Raw genomic sequence first — 21,081 nt, forward strand, 5'->3', positions numbered from 1 at the left:
ACGGCGGGTGCCGAGCCGTCCCCGGCCGCCGCGGTGAGCACCACCGAGGCCAGCAGCGACTCCTGGCTCTGCCGGCTGGTGGCCCCGGCGGCGAGTTCGGCTCCGGAGCGCACCAGGTCGCGGATCACCCGGTCGGGCACCACGTCGACCCGTCGCCAGCCGCGTCGGGGCGGCAGGGCGCTGAGCCAGTGCGCGTCCCTGCCGGCCGGCGCGGGGCCGGACCTGTCCGCCCAGTGCAGGAAGTCGGCCGCGGCGACGGTGATGTCGAAGGAGGCAGCCGGCTCGGCAGCCAGCGTCCGGCCGGCCAGCACGTCGTAGGGCAGCCGCACGAATCCGGCCACCGTCCGCTCGGCTGCCCGGAACCGGATCATCGAGGCTGCCTCGATCGAGACCGCGCGTTCGGCCAGTGGGATGAAGTCAGCCAGCTGGGCCGGCGAGACGAGGGTGTCCAGCACTTCTCACTCCTGCTCGGCCGGGGCCAGCGGCCGGGCACCGGCCGCCGGATCGGCTGTCTGGTCCGGGCCGGCTGTCTGGTCCGGGCCGGCTGGATCGTCCAAGTAGCTGTTCAAGATCACCTTCTCCTCCGCGGTCAGCCGCCGGGGCCGATCGGTGGCGAAGTCGAAGGTGACCAGCGTGGTGACCGCCTTGGCAGCCAGCGTCCGGCCGTCGTAGATGTCGTAGCGGACGTCGAACGAGGCGGCCCGGATCCGCTCGACCCACAACTCCAGCCGCAACGGCTCCGGGTGGTAGACCACCGGGCGCAGGTAGGTGATCTCGTGGTGGGTGACCAGCGTGCCGCGCGCGAAGGTGGACTCGTAGCGGTCGAAGAACATCGACACCCGGGCCTGTTCGAGGTAGGCCAGGTAGGCGGTGTTGTTGACATGGCCGTAGGCATCCATGTCCGACCACCGCATCGCGCAGCGGGCGATGAAGCGTGCCACCGGGTGCAGCGTCCTATCGTTGCTCGGTCACGGCCGGCTCAGTCGCGAGTCAGCTTGCGATAGGTGACGGCGTGCGGCCGCGCGGCGTCGGCGCCCAGCCGCTCCACCTTGTTCTTCTCATAGGACTCGAAGTTGCCCTCGTACCAGTACCACTGGGCCGGGTTGGAGTCGTTGCCCTCCCAGGCCAGGATGTGGGTGGCGATCCGGTCCAGGAACCACCGGTCGTGGCTGATCACCACGGCACAGCCCGGGAACTCCAGCAGCGCGTTCTCCAGCGAGCCGAGCGTCTCGACGTCGAGGTCGTTGGTGGGCTCGTCGAGCAGCAGCAGGTTGCCACCCTCCTTGAGAGTCAGGGCGAGGTTCAGCCGGTTGCGCTCGCCGCCGGACAGCACGCCGGCCGGCTTCTGCTGGTCCGGGCCCTTGAAACCGAAGGCGGAGACGTAGGCCCGGCTGGGCATCTCGACCTGGCCGACCTTGATGTAGTCCAGGCCGTCGGAGACCACCTGCCAGACGTTCTTGGTCGCCTCGATGCCGCCCCGGTTCTGGTCGACGTAGCTGATCTTGACCGTCTCGCCGACCCGGACCTCTCCGGAGTCGGGTTTCTCGAAGCCGACGATGGTCTTGAACAGGGTGGTCTTGCCGACGCCGTTCGGGCCGATCACCCCGACGATGCCACCGCGGGGCAGCGAGAACGACAGGTCCTTCACCAGCACCCGGCCGTCGAAGCCCTTGTCGAGGTGGCTCACCTCGACCACCACGTTGCCCAGCCGCGGGCCCGGCGGGATCTGGATCTCCTCGAAGTCGAGCTTGCGGGTCTTCTCCGCCTCGGCGGCCATCTCCTCATAGCGCTGCAGCCGGGCCTTCGACTTGGCCTGCCGGCCCTTGGCGTTCTGGCGCACCCATTCCAGCTCCTCGACGAGGCGCCGCTGCAGCTTGGCGTCCTTCTTGCCCTCGACCTTGAGCCGCTCGGCCTTCTTCTCCAGGTAGGTGGAGTAGTTGCCCTCGTAGGGATGCGCCCGGCCGCGGTCGAGTTCCAGGATCCACTGGGCGACGTTGTCCAGGAAGTACCGGTCGTGGGTGACGGCCAGGATGGTGCCCGGGTACTTCGCCAGGTGCTGCTCGAGCCACTGCACGCTCTCGGCGTCGAGGTGGTTGGTCGGCTCGTCGAGCAGCAGCAGGTCCGGCTGCTCCAGCAGCAGCTTGCACAGCGCCACCCGGCGGCGCTCGCCACCGGAGAGGTGGGTGACCTCCTCGTCGCCGGGCGGGCAGCGCAGCGCGTCCATCGCCTGTTCGATCCGGGAGTCCAGTTCCCAGCCCTCGCCGTGCTCGATCTTCTCCATCAGCTCGCCCTGCTCGCCGAGCAGCGTGTCGAAGTCGGCGTCAGGATCGCCCATCGCCGCCGAGACCTCCTCGAAGCGGGCCAGGTAGCCGCGCATCTCGGCGACCGCGTCCTCGACGTTCTCGCGGACCGTCTTGGTCTCATCCAGCGGCGGTTCCTGCTGCAGCAGGCCCACCGAGGCACCGGGAGCGAGCAGGGCGTCGCCGTTGGAGGCCTGGTCCAGCCCGGCCATGATCCTGAGCACGGTGGACTTACCGGCCCCGTTCGGACCGAGCACGCCGATCTTGGCGCCGGGCAGGAAGGCGAGCGTGACATCGTCGAGGATGACCTTGTCGCCGTGTGCCTTGCGCACCTTGTACATGGAGTAGATGTACTGAGCCACTGATTGTCCCTGCCGCTATCGAGTCGAGCCGTTCATTGGTTGGCTCCAGTGTCCCACCTGCCCAACCAGCCGACGCCACCCCCACCGGACCTCGCCGAGCGGCCTCCGGCACGGTCAGCTGATCACGCAGTGACCGGTGCCGCCGAGGGAATGGACGGCCGCGATCCCCATCGGCAGCTGCCGGTCAGCCGCTGTTCCGGCAAGCCGGAGCACGTCGGCGCCCACGCTGCGGACGTCTGCGCGGTCCGAGATCGGCGTGCCGGGCCACAGCCTGGTGGCCAACTGCTCGGCGCAGTCGAGATCGATCGTGTGCAGCCCGCTGAGCACCGCGTGCGCCGGCCGCCGCGGTGAGGATGGGCAGGCCACGGCGCTCAGGTCCAGCTTTACGCCCGGCACCGACGGAACCGCCGGGCTGACCAGCGAGCAGGCCTCCAGCGTCGGTCCTCCCTCGGTCCCCGGTTCGCCGCGACGTTGCAGTACTAGCGCCGCGGCGCCGCCGCGCAGGTGCGGCAGGTCCTGGCAGTGCAGCAGGCCCAGTGCCCGCGACAGCGCCCCGTGCACCAGGTCCACCCCGCACACCACCACCGAGTCGGCGCGGTCCAGGGCCATCAGATCCTGCGCGAGGGCCAGCGCGGTCATCGTCGCTCCGGAGGAGCCGACCAGGACGAATGCTTCGCTGAAACCGAGCGTGGGGGCCAGCGAGCGGATGCTGCTGTCCAGCGGCGGTCCGGGATCGCGAGGTGCCAGGTGCGCGAGCAGCGATTCGCCCGCGTCGGCAAGCATCGAGCCGACGATCAGGATGCCGCGGCGGCCACAGCCCGGTGCGAGCTCTGTGATGACCTCGGCTGCCATCGATGCGCACGAGGCGCCCTCGGCGTGCTGGCCGCGCTGCAGGTAGGACGTGATGGCGAGGGGCGCCGGTGCGGCCGGGCGGCTGCCGGCCTGGTCCTGCCAGAGTTGTGCCGTCGCCTCGGCCGTCGTGCCGTCCGGCGATGCCTCGGCCAGCACCACGGCCACCTGGTCGGCCCGCCCGGTCGCCAGCCACACCTCGGCCACCGCGCGGGCCTGCGCCGGGTTGGCCGGCATTGCCGTGATCGGGCCACTGGCGTGCGCCTCGTCGGCCAGGCTCTTCAGAACCCTGCCGACCGGGAAGTAGGCGATGGCCCGGAACAGATCCGTCGGCGCGATCTCATCGCCTTGCATTCGCTGGCCGAAGTCAGCTAGCCGGTGCGCCAGCACGTGCTGGTCGCCGCGGTCGGTTGCCAGGATCAGCCCGAGCCGATCCCCCGGCCGCACGTCCGGCGTGCCGGCCCGCAGGTGTGCCAGTGCCCGCCGGGCCGATCGAGTGACCTGCAGATCCCTGCCGAACCGGCGGGACTGCAGGACCACCTTCACGGTCTCGGCGGACTGTCCTGCCGGCATGCTGGCGAGTTCTTCCCCGCCCGGGTAGCCGGGGTCACCCGCTGCCCGGGCCGCGGCCACCAGCATCATGGCGCGTCCGCACCCTCCCGCTCGGCCGCCAGCGAGGCCATCCGCCCCTGCCAGTCCATGAACGCCGGTGGCGGATAGACCCCCCAGTACACCTTGTTCATGATCTGCTGCAGCCCTTGGACGTAGACGTTGACCACGACCTGATCTTCGTCGGCGAGGTCCATGTCGAGCTGCACGATGGCGCGGCCGCTGCCCAGCAGGGTTGGCAGGCTTTGGCTGCCGACCACGCTTCCCGACGGGGTGAGCTTGTCGCCCGCGGAGGTCGGCGGTCCCTTGTAGAAGTCGCAGACCACGTTCTGGATCTCCTCGAGGCCGTTGTTGAAGAGCTCGACGCTGACCCCGACGGTGCCGTCGTCGTTGTGCTGGAAGGAGATGGAGCGGCTGAACCCGGCGAGTACCACGTTCTTGGAATTGGGGTACAGCGGCTGCAGCAGCACCTGGGGGATCTTGTAATAGCTGTTCCAGGACTTGCCCGACATCGTGATTCCGAAGGTCACCATCAGGCATCCCATGGTCTCGTGCTGATAGATGTAGGGAGTCATCTGGTACTCGTAGCCGATGTCGGTGACGCTCCCTGTGGTCACGGTCATGCTCATCGTGGTGGTGTGCGACAGCATCGTCGTCTGCACGTCGGACTCGGAGTAACTCTGGCCCTGGCTCATGTTCAGGCCGAAGTTGATGGGCACGTAGTCAAGCAGCGTGGTGCTGATGGAGAAGTGCCCGCTGTCGGTGGTCGAGTTGTGCACCATGAAGGTCTTGCTGACGTTCTCAGTGACCATCTCGGTCTGGTCGTAGAAGACGCTGATGCCGCTCTGGTCGTCGGTCACCGAGGCATTGATCAGGTTGAACAGCAGGGTCGAGGGGTCATAGCCGTCGGGTTGCAGGTTGGCGTAGCTGAGCAGGACCCCGCTCTGAGAGCGCGGTTTGTAGCCCAGCGATGGGTCATTGGCCGGCAGCAGGCTCTGTTCCGGTTCCGGCGTCATGGGGAAGATCACCGCCATGGTGCCGTCCGGCGCACTCTGCTTTGCCTTGCGGTAAACCGGGTACGTCCAGACGTAATAGCTCATCGAATACAGCACCATCAGGTCGTCGGAGGTTATCGAGGCCGTGGACTGGACGAGGGTGCTGGTGGAGTTGTCATCAATCTGGTCGAAGCCGTGGCCGTAGGAGTTGCTGACGTTGCGCCCGAGGGTCTGGCCGCTGATGCCGATGGTTAGGCCGGTGTCCTGGCTGAACATCCAGGTCTTGTTCGAGGAGACGTTGTAGCCCTTGATCTGGGAGACGCTCTGACCGAAGGCCAGCGTGGGCTTGTTGGCCGACACCCCCAGCTCGAAGGGCGGCGCCTGGACGATCGCCAGCAGCTGGCCCTTGCCCAGTGCCTGGCTCAGCGTGGGTGGCCCGAGGATCACGCTCTGGCCCGTGACGTCGCTGGGCAGCGCGAAGAAGCCCGGCGAGCGGTAGTCGATGGTCATGAGGGTCGAGACGCCCTGTGCCACAGCCGGCGCGCTGCCCAGTCGCGGGAACGCCTTCTCGACCGGGTTCACCGGCACCAGCCCGGCCAGGATGGAGGCTTCTCCTTTCAGAACCTGGCTGAAGCTGGCCCCACCGCCGACCAGCAGCACGCCCAGGACCCCAGCGGTCGAGTCAGCCACTGGCGCCGGCTGGTCCGAGGGCAGCTCCTCCCCGAACAGTCCCATCGCCAGGTGCAGGTCGACCGAGGCGAAGGGCTGCCCGGCGTTGGCGACCGCGTAGGTGCTGAGCAGCTTCAGGCTCAGGCTCGCATCGGAGGCGGCCTGCAGTTCCAGCAGCAGCAACGCCGCACACCCCTGCACCGATCCGTAGGTCGCGGCATAGCCGACCACGACCTGGTCGATGCCGTCCCCGAGCAGGCTGCCGGCGGCCACCCGGAACACCGTCCGGTCGGGCGTGGCGAAGCTCAGGCTGGGCGCCAGCGTCGCCAGCGTCGCCAGGGCGCCCTTGGTCCAGCCCAGCACGGCAATCTGCAGCGCTCCGGTGGAATCGGGATAGGTCAGCACCGCCTGCTGGTCCGCTGTTCCGGCGATCAGCGACGCAGCGGTGATTCCGGGCACGGCCGAAGCCTGCGCCACGCCGAGCGAGACGCTGCCGACCGTGCCGACGGCCGGGGTGGTTCCCAGGGCGCCGGAGCCGAGGTCATAGACCACCAGCTGGCCGTCGTCGTGCTGGGTGCACACCAGGACATGGGCATCGAGCTGGTTGCGCACCAGCAACGCGCCGACCGCCGTTCCGGTCACCGTGGCAGGAAGCCGGAGCTGGGTTGCCAGGGTGCCCGTGGAGCAATCCAGAGACTGCAGGAAGCTTCCCTTCCCATCCTGACCCAGCAGCAGCAACGCCGGGTGATCCAGTTGCTGGGGGTCCACGTCGACGATCCTGCTGAGGCCCGAGACCGGCCAGCTGGTCGAGGTCGCGGCCCCGCCCGCGCTGCCGATGACCTGCACCTGCTGGGCGGTGAGCACGAAGATGCTCTGGACGGCTGTGTGCATGATGGTGGCGGCCTTGACGTCCAGGATCTGGCTCTGGCTGCCGACATCGAGCGGTTCTACCGGCGTGCCGCCGCCGGCGTTGTAGATGACCCGGTTGTAGGAGGCGGTGGCGGCGCCCCGCGGGGTGGCGACCAGACTGGCATCCAGCACCTCGTACAGCGTCTGGCCGAGTTGCAGTGGGTTCGGTGGTTGTTGGCTTTCGGCCATGACGTACTCCCCAGGAGGCGCCCGGCCGGCATCCGCGCCGTCAGGGCGATGGTTGTGGTGCGGTCGGGCGCGGTGAGCAGCCGTCGCTTCGGCCGGGGACGAGGAAGGGCTCAGGCGGTAGCGAAGCGGACGTCAGCCAGCCCGAACCCGACCAGCAGGATGGACTTGGTCTGCCGGCCGGCGACCTGATCGGCGTTCAGGAAGAAGGCAAGTCTCTGCTCGGAGGCTGCTTCGGTGGTCAACGAGGTGCCGGCCCGGGTGCCTGCGGGGATCTGGGCCGTCAGTTCCACGTTGACCCCGTCCAGCACCGGCGTGCAGGTCCCGCGGTAGTTGATTCCGCGATGGTCGGTGCCTTCGACCCGGCCGGCGTTGATGGCGAAGCGCCCCAGCGGCTGGTCACCGATCGGCGTGCAGAGGTGCACTTCGACGGTCGAGCTTTCGAGATTCACTGTCATGGTCAGCTTCCGATCTGGTTGTTGAGCAGGCCGATCATCGTCTGGCTGAAATCGGCGGTGAGGAAGATGTTTTGCACGTTCGTGCGCAGCGCGTCGGCCTCGTGGAAGGACGAGAAGAAGTTGCCGATAGCGGCCATCCAGGCCGGCATGCCACCGGTGTCCGGATGGACCGCGACGGTCGGGCTGCCGTTGACCACAACACTGTTGAGGGTGACGGTGTCTGCCAGGGTGGCCACGTAGTAGAGCGAGCTGTTGTTGAAGGTCTGGGTGAGCGTGCCGCTGCCATTCGTCGTCGTGGTGCTGGTCTTCTTTCCCATGTCGTACAAGGCACATGGCTGGGCGTAGCCGTAGTTGCCGGCGATCTCGAGCTGGGAGAAGGACAGCGGCAGGTGCATCGTGGTGCCGTCGACCGAGGTCGCGGTCTGGCTCTGCACCCCTGCCATGCTGGCGATCTTCAACGACGTCAGGGTGATTGTCGCGTCGCCGTCGCTGCCCCAGATAGCGGTGGATCCGGGCATGTTCAGCCCATTGCACGCGCCGATGTCTCCGGCATCCTGCGATTCGTTCGGCAGCGACTGCTGTTGGGCCAGACCAGGCAGTGTCGACTGGACCCAGGGGGTGATGTCAGCCCAGGCGGCGATCACGTCTTCTGGGGTGGGCATAGGTATCACTTCCTCTTGTGATGAGGCGCTACTGGACAGTGAGCATGTAGGGGCTGTTCACCCTGCCGTATTCCTGTGACTGGCCGTAGACGCGCTGCTGGCCCGACTGGGCGGTGGACGGGACCATGAAGCGGATCATGGTGCTCGGGGTGGCGTGCTGGATGGTCATGACAGCCGTGTTGCCGACCCGCACGTACTGGATCTCGTCGAGATTCACGCCCGACAACATGATCTGCGTCTGGCCGGCGACGGCGGTGCGAGGCGTCATGTTGGTGATCTGAGGCTGGTTCGCCGGCAGGTCGACGGTGAAGATCGACGCGCTCTGTGCCGTGGCATAGCCCTGCTGGCTGGACACCAACACGCCGAAGTCGCCGCTCTGGGCATTCATCTCGATCGTGACCTCGATCGTGCCGGAGCCATCTGCGCCGACGGTGACGGTTTCGACCGTGACCATGGGAGACCCACTCAGGATCACCACAGTGTTGTCCGTGCTCGCGTCCGGGGGCATGTCGGTGAGCGACAGCGTGACGACCGTGTCGGCGGGGCCGCTGGTCGGGGTGAAACTGGTGATGTTCACGTCCTGTTCTCCTGAGGCTCGACAGCTTGGCGCGCGTTGGGCGCGTTGCTTACTGCTTCGTCGTTATCCGGGTGGTTTACTCGGACACGTAGCATTGGAATGCCGCACGTGGAATCACATACAACGACAATGTATAGAGAGTGAGCGCGATTCAGCGGCACGCTCACGGGCTGGAATTATGGGGTCCGCGTCACTCCCGGCCGGTGTTCGGTGGTTTCCGCCCGATTACTTGCCCTGCCATCATGGCGCGTTCCGGCGCCCATGGGAAGGGTTTCGGCAAGAGAGATGATGCGAGATTTTCCTGATGGCGTAGGGCATCCCAGGTCCGCTCGGGAAGCAACGGGTACCAACAGAATGCTTCGACACCCGCCTCAGGAAACGCCTCCGCAAACTCATGGACAGGGCCGAAAAGTGCATCAGAATTATCCACAGGTGACTGCAAAGTTGACTGCACAGGCGGGCTTTCTGCTGGTAGGCCAGGCACTGGTTCGCCACTGCCTGCGCCTGCCCGTTCCCATCCTCTGACGAGCTGGAGGGACCTGCTGCGAGCTGACACCGCTTCCCCGCATCAGGGCGCAGAAGAGATCGCGCACTACGGATAAGGAAACCTCCGAGTAAAGTGCCGACCGCCACTGCGGGTCGGCACCCCCTCGGAGGTCTGTTGTCGAGAGTCGCCGTGCGGGCTCCGGCTCAGCCGGTGCCGGCCAGCTCAGCCACCCGATCCTGATCGTCGCCGTCACCGTCCGGATCGTCGACGAGTTCGTAACCCTGGTCCTCGGCCCGGATCGGCATGCCGTCGGCATCGAGTTCGACGGAACCGGAGAAGCTGTTCTTGCGCTTCTTGAACTCCGCGGTGCCCCGGGACAGGTCATGACCGATGGACTCCGGCTCGATCTCGTAGGCGATGTGGTTCGCCTCGTCCTTGACGTACTGCCGGGAGAAGATCCGCCCGCTGACCACCACCGGATCGCCCTTCTTGAGCGAGGCGGCGACGTTCTCGGCGAACTCGCGCCAGAAGGTGACGGACACGAAGAGCTTGTGGCCGTCCACCCACTTGCCGGTGTCGCGGTCCTTGCGGCGCTGGGTGCTGGCCACCCGGAACGACACCCGGGACAGGCCCGAGGTGGTGGGACGGTTGGCGACCTCGTCGACCACATTGCCGACGATGGTGATGCTGGTTCCTGACACGATGAGCTCCTTAGATATCCGGGCAAGCCCGGGCCCCATTCGGGTTGGGGCAACTCAATCGCGCGGGGCGGCGGGCCGGCGGCCGTGGAGGTCGAATGTGGAAACCACCGGCGCCCTGTGGACAGCGCCGACCGTCCGTGGCCAGGCCCGAGATTCAGGCCTGTCAGACCGGCGAACCGGTGGCGGAGAACGACCGGCGGTAGGCAGTCGGTGCGACTCCGGTGTGGCGCTGGAAGTGGTGGCGCAGCAGGGCCGCCGTTCCGAACCCGGACCGGCGCGCGATCAGCTCGATCGGTTCGTGCCCGGCTTCGAGCTGGCGCCGGGCCAGCAGCACCCGCTGGCGCAGCAGCCAGGCGTGCGGGGTGGTGCCGGTGGTCTCGGCGAAGCGGCGCGCGAACGTCCGCGGGCTCATGTTCACCCGGGCCGCCATCGAGTTCACGGTGTGCTCGGCCGGCAGTTCAGCAAGCAGCGCGTCCATCAGCTCAGACAGCCCGTCCGAGCCGCTGGGCGGCAGTGGCGCCTCGATGTACTGCGCCTGGCCGCCGGCCCGGTGCGCCGGCATCACCATCCGCCGGGCGACCGCGTTGGCCACCCGGGCGCCGTGCTCGGTGCGCATGATGTGCAGGCACAGGTCCAGGCCGGCCGCGGTGCCCGCGGAGGTGTACACCCGGCCGTCACAGACGTAGAGGACGTTCGGGTCCACCTCGGCGGCCGGGAACCGGGCCGCCAGTTCGGCGGCGTGCAGCCAGTGGGTGGTGCACCGGCGGCCGTCCAGCAAACCTGCCTCGCCTAGTGCGAAGGCGCCGCTGCACAGGCCCGTCACCACCGCCCCGTTGGCGTGCGCGGCGACCAGGACGGCAAGCGCCGCGGGTGGGGTGCTGGTATCCGCGCCGGCAGAGACGATCACCAGGTCGGCGTCGAGGGCCTCCTCGAAGCGATGGCCGGTCGTAACGGTGAAGCCGTTGGACATCGGGATCGGCTTGTCGGTCTCGGATGCCACGACGAAGTCATAGACCGGCAGGCCGTCATCGGAGCGGTCGATCCCGAAGGCTTCGCAGGCGACCCCGAACTCGAACGGGTTCACGCCCGGGTAGATCAGCAGGACAATTTTGTGCAGCGACATGCCCCGATCATGCGCCGTCGGAGTGGCAGAATTCCAGCGGTCGGCAGTTTTTCTGCCAAAACTGGCACGAACACACCCGCTCCGGTGCGGCTGACAGCGGCGGGTCGGTCTGTCGATTAGACCGGTTGCACCCAGGACGACCCGGCTAGCATGGTTCCTCGGAAGCCCTCGTAGCTCAGCGGATAGAGCTCCCGCCTTCTAAGCGGGCTGTCGCAGGTTCGAACCCTGCCGAGGGCGCCGATAGACCGCTACGAATTCGCGGCCCAGGCGGAGCGCCACGTCGGCGGACAGGTCGAAGCCAGGTATAGACATGATGAAGGTGGAAACCTCAGGTCTTGCCGCTGCGGTGGCCTCAATAATCCATTCTCCGGCGTGTCAATAGCTGCGTTTACCCTGCGTCACGCCATTCCGCTGGCACACCAGTGCGCCGTGCAACGATGAATACGCATCATGACTATCGGTGAATCACCACAATCCCCACACCTAGGTGCTGCAACCTTCAGTAGCCCACCAGCCGGTACGATGCCGACATGACACGTCTTGACGATGAGTCAGCCAGCTTCCTGACGGTGCTGTTACCCGGAGTGAGTGCCCTCTACCAGGCCGAAGCAGTTTTAAACGATTTCGCCGCCTCCGAGACGGCGCACCACGAGGCCGCACACACCGCGCTATCGGTCTTGTGTACAAATCTCGGCGCTTTTCGAGGGCATAGTAGTAAATCCTTGTCCAAACTTGGCTTCCCGAGTCCGAGGACCCAGCTAGCGGACATCGGTTGGCTTGACGCGTTGGGTCGGCGCTTAGACGAGGTATTGCGAAGTGCCGATGATCCCAACCTCGTCTGGCCGCCGCCTGATCAAGATCCCCCCTCACTCGTATGTGACTTGCGCACGATCTATGACTCCGCATGTCGGTCCACTCGCCGATTCCGCCGGATTGATGCCCAAACCTTACAAACCATACTGGAGCCGATACAGTCGAAGGCTTGCTCACTGTCATCTGCGAAATGGCCCGATTCTCCGCGCCAAGAAATGCTTGATGCTCGTCAGGCAGCCTCAGTCGGAAATAGGGTAAGTAAGAGCCTTGCTGTGCTGGTAGGGCTCATCGGGTTCCTGCAGGGCCCGTCGGCCGTGAGCAACTTCGTCCCCGACAGCCTCGCCCTTGAAAGACAGTCAAGGGAATTATTATCTGTCGTAGTCCATGAGGTATTGGATGCCACTACCGACTTGGGGCGTCAATTATCTACTAATCCGGCACTCTACTCTGATCCTTCATATGCTCTCGACAGACGACCTGGCTTGGATGTGCCATAAACCAGCTGCCTGCTAGCGACCGAAGCTGCGTGGCGGTTGTTGGCAGCTCTTACCGGATCAGCTCAGGCGGTCGATGATCGCGTCCAGCTCGCGGGCCAGTTCCAGATCCAGTCCGGTCAACCCGCCCGCCGAGTGCGTCGACAGGCTCAGCTCGACGGTTCGCCAGGACAGCCGCAGATCGGGGTGATGATCCAGCCGCTCAGCGACCGGAGCCAGCTCGTCGATAAAGCGCACGGCGGTCAGGAACGAGTCGAACTCGACGTTTCTCACCAATGTTTTCCCGGCCGCCGACCAGCTCGGAGCAAGCCCGCGCAGGCCGTCCTGCACCTCGTCCGCGGTCAACAACGTCCTGGACATCTTGCCCACCTCCTGGTCGCTCTACCCTGGTAGCGGCTCACACCGGTGAATTCTGCTCTACGCTTCGGCGTCGTGACCGAAAGAGACCTGAAGGACGACAAGCTGGTCTGGATCGACTGCGAGATGACCGGGCTGGAACTCAGCCGGGACGCGCTGATCGAGATCGCCGTGCTGGTGACCGACTCCGAGTTGAACGTGCTCGACGACGGCCTGGATATCGTGATCGGCTGCGCCGACGACGTGCTGGAGACGATGGTCCCGTTCGTGCAGCAGATGCACGAGACGTCCGGCCTCACCGAGCTGGTCCGGCAGTCCACCGTGACCCTCGGCCAGGCCGAGCAGCAGGTGCTCGACTACATCAAGCGGTTCGTGCCCGAGCCACGGACCGCGCCGCTGTGCGGTAACTCGATCGCCACCGACCGCGGCTTCATCATCCGGGACATGCCCGAACTCGATGCGCACCTGCATTACCGGATGATCGACGTCTCCTCGATCAAGGAGCTGGCCAGGCGCTGGTACCGCCGGGTGTACTTCGGCCAGCCGGCCAAGGGCCTGGCGCACCGGGCGCTGGCTGACATCCACGAGAGCGTCCAGGAGCTGCGCTACTACCGGGCGACGATCTTCGTACCACCGCCCGGGCCGACCAGCGAGGAGGCCGCTGCGGCGGCGGCGGCCGTCCTGGGTGTCCCGATCGACGCGCTCCCGGCACCGGATGCCGCACTCGATGACGCCGCCGCAGCCGACGCCGCGACACCTGAGGACGCGACAGCCGGTGCATCCGCCGGCGCGGACACCGACGCTGCGATTCGGACGGCTGAGGCTGCCGCCGTCCTCGGCGCCGCGGCGGGCGCGGGCGCGGCGGCCGGTCCCAGCCTGGCCGCCGGGGCCGCCAGCGCGCTCGCCGCCGAGGCCGGCCCTCCGTCACCTAACGGCCCTGCGGCCGCAGCCGAGGCCGGCCACCCGGTCGTGCCGGAGCCCGGCCAGCCGCTAGACTGATCGGGCTGTGCCGGGCGCCGCCGCGGCCGGCACAGCGATGGTGGGCGTAGCTCAGCTGGTAGAGCGCCGCGTTGTGGTCGCGGATGTCGCGGGTTCGAGTCCCGTCGCTCACCACACGTGAGAGCCCCCGGTCCGCAGGTGTGCGGCCGGGGGCTCTGTCGTCCCGCTCGGTCATATCTGCTCTCCCCAGTTCGGCGGCGAGCCCTACCGGTGCTCGAAGGCCTCAGCCCTACTTGACCTCCGAGCGCAGCAGGGTCACCAGACCCACGACCAGGGGAAGCACCAGCCAGACCGCTGAGGTGACCCCCAGTTGAGCCCATTGCTGGCCATCGAACCCGCCGTTGAACAGGGCGTCCTGGCTGTAGTTGGGGTCGATCCACGGCTGCGCGTCGCGGAACCATGCCTGGTTCAGGGCCAGGAAGGTGAGCAGCGTGGGGACGACGAACCCGTAGAGGAAGTACGCCACGATCGCGCCCGCGGACCCGCGGATGAGAACGCCCAGCATGAACCCGACCAGAACCAGCAGCGTGTTGGCCAGCAGCAGGTACAGCAGGTCGACCGCGTCCTGGTCCCACACGAGCGGGCTGGCGTGGATCGCCGCGCCCGCCACGTTGCCCACCGCCCCCACCAGGAAGGCGACGATCATCGAGGCGATCGCGACCGACACGGCGCCGATGGCCTTGGCGAGCACGACCCGGCCACGATGGGGCACCAGCGTGAACGTCGTGAGGCCGCTGCGCTGGCTCCACTCGGCGGTGACCGACAGCACCGCGATGATCGGCAGGATCACCGAGATCGGGTAGCCGATGGCCAGCGTGAAGGTGCTGTATGTCAGCTCGTCGGTGGCTGCGAACGCGATGACGGCGACGGTGGCGAGCAGGGACGCGATGCCGATGCTGGCGAGCAGCCAGAATCCGGCCCGGGTGTCGAAGGACTTGCGCAGCTCGACGGCCACGATCCGGGAGAGCGGGATCGGTGCGGGATCGGTGCGGGCCGGGCGCGGGACGGCGGTGCCGGCCAGGATCTCCGGGGCTAACGTGCTCATGCTGCTGCTCCTTCTCGTTGGGTGTCCGCGGTGAGTTCCAGGAACATCTCTTCCAGGCCAGCGCCCTCCGCGGCGCGGAGCTCCAGGAGCGCCACTCCGGCCTGGTGGGCCAGCCGTCCGACCAGTTCGGGTTCGGCCTCGGCCCGCAGGGTGCCGCTGCTGCTGGTCGCCCGGTGCTGGGTGAACTTGATACCGGCGGCTGCCAGCGCGGTGCCGAGCTGGCCCACGGCCCGGGTCCGGACGAGCGTTCCGGCGGTGGCGAGCAGGTCGGCCTTGGCGCCCTGGGCGACGACCCGGCCGTGGCCGATCACCACGAGGTCGTCGGCGATCACCTCGATCTCGTGCAGCAGGTGCGAGGACAGCAGGACGGTCGCGCCGCGGTCGGCGTAGCCGCGCAGCAGGTCGCGCATCCAGCGGATGCCGGCCGGGTCCAGGCCGTTGGCCGGCTCGTCGAGGATGAGTACCTCGGGATCCCCCATCAGGGCGGCGGCGATGCCGAGCCGCTGTCGCATGCCGAGGGAGTAGTCACGCACCCGGCGGCCGGCTTCGATGGGCGTCAGGCTGACGGTGTCGAGCATCTCCTCGACCCGGCGGGCGGGCAGTCCCATCAGCTGCTGGGTCACGGTGAGGATCTCGCGGCCGGTGCGACCGGCGTGCTGCGCCGAGGCGTCCAGGAGCACTCCGACTTCGAGTCCGGGGTTGGGCAGGTCGGCGAACCTGCGCCCGGAGATCGCGGCGGTGCCGGAGGTGGCCCGGGTGAGCCCGACCATGATCCGCATGGTGGTCGACTTGCCGGCCCCGTTCGGGCCGAGGAAGCCGGTTACCCGGCCGGGTGCCGCGGTGAAGGTCACGTCGTCCACGGCAACGGCGCTTCCGTACTTCTTGGTGAGCCTGTCGATGGTGATCATGAGGCGGTTCCTGTCAGTGGTGGGTGTCGGGTGGGCCGCTCGCGAAGGCTGCGGAATCAGGCGACCGGGACCAGCGAGCGGCCGGCCTCGGACGGGACGGCGGCCGCGGTGATGGGCGACGGCCTGAAGCCCTTGACGACCATCCAGACGCCGACCGAGAACTCCCAGGCAGCCACCGGAAGCACCGCGATGCCGAACAGGCCGTGCTCCGCGAGGCCGAAGAAGCTCATGCCGGTGACGGCGAGCCAGAACGGGGCTCCGATGAGTCCCATCGCGGGGATGATGCGCGGCACCAGCCGGGACCGGTACATCAGCGAGCCGAGCAGGAGCGCGTTCACGGCAGCCATCAGGTTCGGGCCGAGCAGGAATGTCCAGTCCCGGACCGCGACGAGCGCCTGGCCGACGGTGGTGAGGGTGGCCGGGTCGGTGCCCGGGGTGCCGGCGACGTCCTGGCGCAGCGTGACGACGGCAAGCAGGCTCACGACGCCGATCAGGATGACCGCGGCCTCGAACATCCGGCTGGTGACGAAGCCCAGCGCGACGGCGTGGTTCTGCTTCTTGACCACCGGGTAGAGGGCTACGGCGCTGCCGATGCCGGTCAGGGCGGTGACCACGTCCAGGACGCAGCCCCACAGCACCCGGGTGTCGCTGCCGGCACTGACGATGTAGTCCGGGTGGTTCAGCACCGGGCTGAGCAGGACCAGCGCGGGGATGGAGGCTGCGAAGGTGAGCAGGTAGAAGATGCCCGCGATGAGGGCGGTTCGCCGGGTGGAGTCCATCCGAACTCGCCGGGTGGCGGTGCTCGGGGCAGTGGCTGTGGTTCGTGCGGTGCTGGTCATGTCGGTCTCCTTGGTCTGAGCGGTCTTGGGGTGGTGGTCAGCGTTCGGTGGTGGGCACGTCGGCCGGAGTGGCCGGCTCGATCTGGGTGACCGAGAGCAGCGGCAGGCCGATGTCGCGCAGGGTGCGCAGCAGCCCGTGCAGGGCGGCCTGGTCGACGACGGGGCCCTCGATGAGAGTGCTGCCGTCGCTCTGGTGAGTCAGCGTCATTCCGTCGAACCAGGAGGCCCAGCGGGCGCCCAGGTGCCCCTTGAGACGGATCTGGTACCCGCCGGAGGTGTGCCGATGATCGGCGGGGCGCTGCGGGTGATCTGCCTGACCCTGCGGGTCATCGGCGGACGTGTGGCTCATGAACCGAAAGCTAGGAGCCGATGTGGTGAGCGGACATCACCACATGTGGTGAAAGGCGTGGTGAATTATCGCCGCGGCAGGCGCGGAGGTCAGCGGGCGCGGCGGCGCGACAGCAGGTTGAGCTCGGCGGCTTGACGCACCGCGGCCCGGCGGTTGTTGACGCCGAGCTTGGCGTAGATGTTCTTGGTGTGGGTCCGCAGCGTGTTCAGCGACACGCTCAGCTCCCGCGCGATGTCAGGGCCGTCCAGGTCGGACCCGAGCAGCCGGAGCACGTCCAGCTCCCGCTCGCTGAGCGGCTCGACGAGGCCTTGGGGAGCGGGTGCGGCGGGGATGCCTGCGCCGGTCTGGCTGCCGCCGACATCGCCGCCGGCCTGACTGCCGCTGGCGGGACTGCAGGCGTCCAGCAGTCGACGGGCATAGCTCGACTCGGTCCGCTGCTTCAAGATCGTTCTCAGCAGCGGCGCCATGGCCGGTCCGGCACCGACGAACATCCGGACGTAGCCCTCCGGTTCGGCCATCCGCAGCGCGCGCTCCAGCGCCGCCAGCGCGGCCGCACCGTCGCCGCGGGCCTGGCACGTGAGCGCCTGCAGCACCAGGATCTCGATCACGTTGCCGGCCCGCTCCCCCGCCTCGGCCGCCTGCAGGAGTCGCTCCAGCAGCTGGGCAACCTCCCGCGCGAGCGGCTCGGAGCGCTCGGTCCTGAACTGCGCCAGCAGCACCCGGGCCAGGGTGATGTGCTCGAACTCCCGCAGGTAGGACAGCTCGTCCGCGGCCGACAGGCCCTGCTCCCGCGCCCACGCCAGGGCTTCGGACAGCCGCCCCTGTGCGGCCAGCACCCGGGCCCGCACCGCCGGGACCGGTCGGACGTTCGGGGAGAAGTCACCCACGTACACCCGCTGCGCCTCGTCGAGCAGGTCGAGGGCGCTGTCGGGATCTCCTGCCGCCTCGCGGATTGCAGCCATCGCGACCCGCCAGCGGTACGGGTTCTGCGGCAACCAGGTGTGCTCGCCGAGTTCCTGGGCGCGCTGCAGGTGCTGGCCGGCGGCCTGCAGGTCGTTCCGCTCGAAGGCGATCTGGCTCAACCCCACGTACATGTCGGCCGTTCCACGCAGCACCGGGCCGGTCTCGCCGGCGGCGAGCCGCAGCGCCTCCTGATAGGTGCGCAGGGCATCACCCAGCCGGCCCTGGGTGATCCGCAGGTCCGCCAACGTGATCGAACAGGCGAGGACGTCCGCGATGTGCCCGGCCCGCCGCAGCCCCTCGACACACGCCGAGTACGCCCGGTGCGCCGCCTCGAGATCCCCGCCACCCCAGAGCGCCAGGCCCAACAGGGCCGAGGCCGAGGCGCGGCCGACATCGTCGGCAGCCGCACGGTCGATGGCCCGTTCGGCGTGCCGGATGGTGGCTGCCGCGTCACCCCGGACCAGGGCGAGCGCCGCACGGTACATCTCGATCACCACCGGCAGCCGGGCGAACTCGTCGAAGTCGACGACAACGATCTCCGCCGCCGGGGTCGCCACGGGTGCGCCGGTGGGTTCCAGGCACCGCTCGATGTCCCGCAGCCGGCTCTCGACCCCGTCGAACTCATTGCCCACCATCAGCGCGCCGACGAAGCCGATCGCAAGCACCGGCCGGCGGCGAACCACCTCCTCGGGGATGGCGTCGAGCCAGCCACGGATGGTGGCCTCCTGCCTGTTCTTGCGAAGGCCGGGAATCGCCAATTCCATCAGCTCCGCCGCCCGTTCGACGTCCCCGGCGGCCAGCGCATGCCGGACCGCCTGGGGCGGCTGGGCGTTCTCCTCGTACCACCGGCTGGCCCGGCGGTGCAGTTCGGCAACCTCGTCGGCTTGTGAGTCCACCAGGTGGGTCCGCAGCAGGTCGGCGAACAGGTGGTGGTAGCGGTACCACCGGCGGCTGTCGTCGAGCGGGACCACGAAGAGGTTTCCGCGGTCCAGCGCTTCGAGCATGGCCTTGCCACCGTGCTGCCCGGTCACGGCGTCGCACAGCGGGCCGCTGAGCCGGTCCAGGACGGAGGTCTGGAGCAGGAAGCTCCGGACCTGGTCGGGCTGCCGGTCCAGAACCTCCTCGACCAGGTAGTCGACGATGTAGCGGTCGTCCCCGGCGAAGCCGGCGATGAAGGCCGTGACGTCGTCGCGTCCCTGCATCGACAGCGCCGCGAGTTGGAGCGCGGCGATCCAGCCCTCGGTGCGCCCGGCCAACGCCGCGATGTCCGTCGCGGCCACGTCCAGTCCGAGAACCTCGTTCAGGTACGCCGCCACCTCCTCGCGGGTGAAGCGCAGATCGGCGGCGCGGACCTCGACCAGCTCGCCGCGGGCCCGCAGCCGAGCCAGCGGCAGCGCCGGGTCGGCTCGGGTGCTGAGCACCAGGTGCACGTGCGGCGGGAGGTGCTCGAGCAGGAACGCCATGCCGGCCTGCAGCTCCGGCCCGTCGACCAGGTGGTAGTCGTCGAGCACCAGATCCAGCTCCCGCGGCACGGTGCTCAGCTCGTTGAGCAGCGTGGCCAGCACGGTCTCGATCGGCGCCTGCCCCGACTGCAGCAGCGCAAGCGCACCGGCCCCGACACCCGGCGCCGCGACCTGGAGCGCGGTGATGAGATAGCTCCAGAACGCGGCCGGCTGGCGGTCGCTCTCCTCCAGGGACAGCCAGGCCACCGCCCGGTTGTCAGCCGAGCCCGTGGCCAGCCACTCGGCCAGCGAAGTGGTCTTGCCGAACCCGGCCGGGGCGGAGACGAGGGTCAACCTGGACTCGGCCCCCCGGCGCAGCCGCTCGCTGAGTCGCGGGCGCGCGACCAGGGACCGTCGCGGCTTGGGGATGTAGAGCTTGGTCTGAACCACAGGGCTTGCCATGCCAGCCCCCTCGTCCGCTCTCCAGGTGGAGTGGCACGAGAGTAGAGCACCGGCCGGGAGGTCAGCCCCGACTGAGCAACCGGACGCGCAGCCGGTGCAGGTGCGGCATCAGGCCGTAGATGACGATCGGCACCGCAACGGTGGCCAGGACGAACGTGCGCAGTACCGGCGACATCGGCGCCAACCAGTCGCCCAGTGCCAGGTTGATGGCGGTCAGGGTCGGGAAGACGCAGACCCAGATCATCAGTGCCAGCTGATGCTTGCTGGGCGGTGACACCCGTGCGCGGCTCGTGGTGGTGACGGGGTTCGCGAGCGCGGTGCGGTTCGGGATCGTGGGATCGGACATGGGAACTCCCTGGGATTTCACTCGTGGATGGTCGGTGGGGTTGCGGGCAGAGCGCGCCCGACGGTCAGGGCAGGAAGCCCTGGTTGAAGTCGTGGACGGCGATCCGGACGTCCTCGTCCACCAGGTCGGCGTTGATGGCGATGGCGGCCGCGGATCCTTCGCCGGCGGCGGTGATGAGCTGGGCTCGGGGGTTGGCCACGTTGCCCGCCACCCACACGCCCGGGACGCTGGTCTGGCCGTTGGCGCCGGTGACCACCCACCCGTCCGCATCGATGTCGCAGCCCAGTCCGAGGAGGGCGTCGTTGTTCGGCACGAACCGCGGCGGCACGAACAGCGCGTTCCGGCGGACGACCCGGCCGTCGTCCAGCTGGACACCGCACACCCGGTCGTCCTCGACCAGCACTCGGGTGACGGCCCCTTCGACGACCCCGACGGCCCTGGCCACCAGCTGCGAGCGATCGGCGTTGGTGAGCGTCCCGGACGGTGCGAAGAACACCACGTCCGCCGCCCACTGCCGCACGATCTGGGCGTAGTGGACGGAGCCGGGCGCGCCACCGAGGACGCCGAGCTGCTGATCGCGCACCTCGTAGCCGTGGCAGTACGGGCAGTGCAGCACGTCCCGGCCCCACCGCTCGCGCAGGCCCGGGATGTCGGGCAGCTCGTCACGCAGGCCGGTCGCCACCAGCAGCCGCCGCGCCGACAGCCGCCGGCCGTCGGACAGCAGTACCGCGAACCCGGACCGGCCACACCGGATCAGCTCCGCGACGTTGCCGTCGCACACCGTGCCGCCGTAGCCGCGCACCTCGTCCCGCCCGGCGGCCAGCAGCTCGCCGGGTGGCAGGCCGTCCCGCGAGAGGTAGCCGTGCAGGTGCGCCGCGGGGGCGTTGCGCGGGGCGCCGGCGTCCACCACGAGAACCCGGCGGCGGGCCCGGGCCAGCACCAGTGCCGCGGACAGTCCGGCAGCGCCGCCGCCGATGATCACTACGTCGTATTCGCTCATGTGGGCAAGAGTGGCCGAGCGGTTCCCGGACTGACAACAATCGTTGCTGTTTCCGGGAAGCCGGTGTGCAATGGGGCGATGCAGGACACCTCAGCAGCGATCGCGGCCGCGCTCGACCAGGTCGGTCCGCGGCTGAAACAGCTGCGCACCCAGCGCGGGGTGACCCTGACGGCTCTG

At 68.4% G+C, this 21,081-nt stretch carries 17 protein-coding genes, 2 tRNA genes and 3 pseudogenes; 4 read left to right on the forward strand and 18 right to left on the reverse strand.

From position 1 onward, the window contains the following. From VF542_RS11290 to VF542_RS11335, 10 genes and pseudogenes are all read right to left on the reverse strand, one after another. Positions 1-455 (reverse strand): annotated as a pseudogene (locus VF542_RS11290) (hypothetical protein); the annotation flags it as partial. A gap of 3 nt (positions 456-458) precedes the next feature. Beyond that, positions 459-941, reverse strand: coding sequence for an acyl-CoA thioesterase (locus tag VF542_RS11295; RefSeq protein ID WP_408651808.1), 483 nt, complete (start codon positions 939-941; stop codon positions 459-461). Positions 942-979: 38 nt separating this feature from the next. Next, entirely contained in the window at positions 980-2,662 is a 1,683-nt protein-coding gene (gene ettA / locus VF542_RS11300) for an energy-dependent translational throttle protein EttA (protein ID WP_408651809.1), read from the reverse strand. Between the two features lie 114 nt (positions 2,663-2,776). Continuing rightward, entirely contained in the window at positions 2,777-4,153 is a 1,377-nt protein-coding gene (locus VF542_RS11305; protein ID WP_408651810.1) for a hypothetical protein, read from the reverse strand. Then, positions 4,150-6,882 (reverse strand): hypothetical protein, encoded by a 2,733-nt coding sequence (locus VF542_RS11310; RefSeq protein WP_408651811.1) that lies wholly within the window; start codon positions 6,880-6,882, stop codon positions 4,150-4,152. Before VF542_RS11310 ends, VF542_RS11305 begins: the two co-directional genes overlap by 4 nt. A 110-nt stretch (positions 6,883-6,992) precedes the next feature. Then, positions 6,993-7,337 (reverse strand): hypothetical protein, encoded by a 345-nt coding sequence (locus tag VF542_RS11315; RefSeq protein WP_408651812.1) that lies wholly within the window; start codon positions 7,335-7,337, stop codon positions 6,993-6,995. A gap of 2 nt (positions 7,338-7,339) precedes the next feature. After that, a complete protein-coding gene (locus VF542_RS11320) occupies positions 7,340-7,999 on the reverse strand; it encodes a hypothetical protein (protein ID WP_408651813.1) in 660 nt (219 codons plus the stop codon). A 28-nt stretch (positions 8,000-8,027) separates the two neighbouring features. Beyond that, a complete protein-coding gene (locus tag VF542_RS11325; RefSeq protein ID WP_408651814.1) occupies positions 8,028-8,576 on the reverse strand; it encodes an IPT/TIG domain-containing protein in 549 nt (182 codons plus the stop codon). A 690-nt stretch (positions 8,577-9,266) separates the two neighbouring features. Continuing rightward, positions 9,267-9,764: a single-stranded DNA-binding protein gene (gene ssb / locus VF542_RS11330; protein ID WP_408651815.1), complete on the reverse strand. Its 498-nt coding sequence runs from the start codon at positions 9,762-9,764 to the stop codon at positions 9,267-9,269. Positions 9,765-9,927: 163 nt separating this feature from the next. Then, positions 9,928-10,887, reverse strand: a complete 960-nt coding sequence (locus tag VF542_RS11335; protein ID WP_408651816.1) for a GlxA family transcriptional regulator — start codon at positions 10,885-10,887, stop codon at positions 9,928-9,930. A 164-nt stretch (positions 10,888-11,051) separates the two neighbouring features. Here VF542_RS11335 and VF542_RS11340 point away from each other — a divergent pair. Next, positions 11,052-11,124: transfer RNA gene (locus VF542_RS11340), tRNA-Arg, on the forward strand. A gap of 1,130 nt (positions 11,125-12,254) precedes the next feature. On the opposite strand, the gene VF542_RS11345 is transcribed toward VF542_RS11340, so the two are convergent. Continuing rightward, positions 12,255-12,554 carry a 4a-hydroxytetrahydrobiopterin dehydratase gene (locus tag VF542_RS11345; protein WP_408651817.1) on the reverse strand — a complete coding sequence of 100 codons (300 nt, stop codon included), beginning with the start codon at positions 12,552-12,554 and terminating at the stop codon, positions 12,255-12,257. A gap of 87 nt (positions 12,555-12,641) precedes the next feature. Here VF542_RS11345 and orn point away from each other — a divergent pair. Both orn and VF542_RS11355 read left to right on the forward strand, forming a co-directional pair. Then, a pseudogene (gene orn, locus VF542_RS11350) lies at positions 12,642-13,235 on the forward strand (oligoribonuclease); the annotation flags it as partial. Between the two features lie 354 nt (positions 13,236-13,589). Continuing rightward, positions 13,590-13,664: transfer RNA gene (locus tag VF542_RS11355), tRNA-His, on the forward strand. 115 nt (positions 13,665-13,779) lie between these two features. Here VF542_RS11355 and VF542_RS11360 read toward each other — a convergent pair. The 7 genes from VF542_RS11360 to VF542_RS11390 all read right to left on the reverse strand — a co-directional run bounded on the left by VF542_RS11360 (position 13,780) and on the right by VF542_RS11390 (position 20,904). Beyond that, positions 13,780-14,595, reverse strand: coding sequence for an ABC transporter permease (locus VF542_RS11360; protein ID WP_408651818.1), 816 nt, complete (start codon positions 14,593-14,595; stop codon positions 13,780-13,782). Further along, a complete protein-coding gene (locus VF542_RS11365; protein ID WP_408651819.1) occupies positions 14,592-15,503 on the reverse strand; it encodes an ABC transporter ATP-binding protein in 912 nt (303 codons plus the stop codon). Before VF542_RS11365 ends, VF542_RS11360 begins: the two co-directional genes overlap by 4 nt. A 56-nt stretch (positions 15,504-15,559) precedes the next feature. Then, complete coding sequence (locus tag VF542_RS11370; protein WP_408651820.1) at positions 15,560-16,342, reverse strand: DUF4386 domain-containing protein; 783 nt, start codon at positions 16,340-16,342, stop codon at positions 15,560-15,562. Positions 16,343-16,379: 37 nt separating this feature from the next. Beyond that, on the reverse strand, positions 16,380-16,691 hold the full coding sequence (locus VF542_RS11375; protein ID WP_408651821.1) for a hypothetical protein: 312 nt from the start codon (positions 16,689-16,691) through the stop codon (positions 16,380-16,382). Positions 16,692-16,780: 89 nt separating this feature from the next. After that, positions 16,781-19,558, reverse strand: coding sequence for a LuxR C-terminal-related transcriptional regulator (locus VF542_RS11380; RefSeq protein ID WP_408651822.1), 2,778 nt, complete (start codon positions 19,556-19,558; stop codon positions 16,781-16,783). A gap of 61 nt (positions 19,559-19,619) precedes the next feature. Next, on the reverse strand, positions 19,620-19,904 hold the full coding sequence (locus tag VF542_RS11385) for a hypothetical protein (protein WP_408651823.1): 285 nt from the start codon (positions 19,902-19,904) through the stop codon (positions 19,620-19,622). Between the two features lie 64 nt (positions 19,905-19,968). Then, positions 19,969-20,904: an NAD(P)/FAD-dependent oxidoreductase gene (locus tag VF542_RS11390; RefSeq protein ID WP_408651824.1), complete on the reverse strand. Its 936-nt coding sequence runs from the start codon at positions 20,902-20,904 to the stop codon at positions 19,969-19,971. 78 nt (positions 20,905-20,982) lie between these two features. Here VF542_RS11390 and VF542_RS11395 point away from each other — a divergent pair. After that, a pseudogene (locus tag VF542_RS11395) lies at positions 20,983-21,081 on the forward strand (XRE family transcriptional regulator); the annotation flags it as partial.

The organism is Jatrophihabitans sp., assembly GCF_036389215.1.
In the GTDB taxonomy this organism is placed as follows: domain Bacteria; phylum Actinomycetota; class Actinomycetes; order Mycobacteriales; family Jatrophihabitantaceae; genus Jatrophihabitans_A.

Coding starts and splice junctions, on each gene's coding strand:
- VF542_RS11305 (WP_408651810.1), bottom strand. CDS start 4,153: ATGATGCTGGTGGCCGCGGCCCGGGCAGCGGGTGACCCCGGCTACCCG.
- VF542_RS11310 (WP_408651811.1), bottom strand. CDS start 6,882: ATGGCCGAAAGCCAACAACCACCGAACCCACTGCAACTCGGCCAGACG.
- VF542_RS11315 (WP_408651812.1), bottom strand. CDS start 7,337: ATGACAGTGAATCTCGAAAGCTCGACCGTCGAAGTGCACCTCTGCACG.
- VF542_RS11320 (WP_408651813.1), bottom strand. CDS start 7,999: ATGCCCACCCCAGAAGACGTGATCGCCGCCTGGGCTGACATCACCCCC.
- VF542_RS11335 (WP_408651816.1), bottom strand. CDS start 10,887: ATGTCGCTGCACAAAATTGTCCTGCTGATCTACCCGGGCGTGAACCCG.
- VF542_RS11345 (WP_408651817.1), bottom strand. CDS start 12,554: ATGTCCAGGACGTTGTTGACCGCGGACGAGGTGCAGGACGGCCTGCGC.
- VF542_RS11360 (WP_408651818.1), bottom strand. CDS start 14,595: ATGAGCACGTTAGCCCCGGAGATCCTGGCCGGCACCGCCGTCCCGCGC.
- VF542_RS11365 (WP_408651819.1), bottom strand. CDS start 15,503: ATGATCACCATCGACAGGCTCACCAAGAAGTACGGAAGCGCCGTTGCC.
- VF542_RS11370 (WP_408651820.1), bottom strand. CDS start 16,342: ATGACCAGCACCGCACGAACCACAGCCACTGCCCCGAGCACCGCCACC.
- VF542_RS11375 (WP_408651821.1), bottom strand. CDS start 16,691: ATGAGCCACACGTCCGCCGATGACCCGCAGGGTCAGGCAGATCACCCG.
- VF542_RS11380 (WP_408651822.1), bottom strand. CDS start 19,558: ATGGCAAGCCCTGTGGTTCAGACCAAGCTCTACATCCCCAAGCCGCGA.
- VF542_RS11385 (WP_408651823.1), bottom strand. CDS start 19,904: ATGTCCGATCCCACGATCCCGAACCGCACCGCGCTCGCGAACCCCGTC.
- VF542_RS11390 (WP_408651824.1), bottom strand. CDS start 20,904: ATGAGCGAATACGACGTAGTGATCATCGGCGGCGGCGCTGCCGGACTG.